Genomic DNA, 300 nt, shown 5'->3' with positions numbered 1-300 from the left:
GGGTTTACGAATCCGTACTTGTCATCATTCCAACGCATTAGCGCTTCTGCCCCTACGATTTTACCACTACTCAGCTCAATAATTGGCTGATAATACAGCTCTAACAACTGATTGGAGATCGCACTTCTCAGACGATTTTCCAGATCCAAATAGCGTTGCAAATCTTGGTTCATATTATGGTTATAAAAACAAAAGCCATCACGCCCATCTTGTTTCGCCCGATACATTGCCATATCTGCACATGCAAGAAGCTGCTCAGCGTTGTCTCCATCATCCGGGAACACAGACATTCCGACGCTG

Annotated in this window: 1 protein-coding gene; it reads right to left on the bottom strand. The window is 44.7% G+C overall.

The window, feature by feature from the left end:
- A partial coding sequence (locus tag IQR33_RS20495; protein ID WP_193843996.1) for an EAL domain-containing protein occupies positions 1–300 on the bottom strand: 300 nt, incomplete at both ends.

The sequence above is a fragment of the Vibrio sp. OPT46 genome (genome assembly GCF_015163535.1).
GTDB lineage: Bacteria > Pseudomonadota > Gammaproteobacteria > Enterobacterales > Vibrionaceae > Vibrio > Vibrio alginolyticus.
This window is presented reverse-complemented; position numbering and strand designations above follow the sequence as displayed.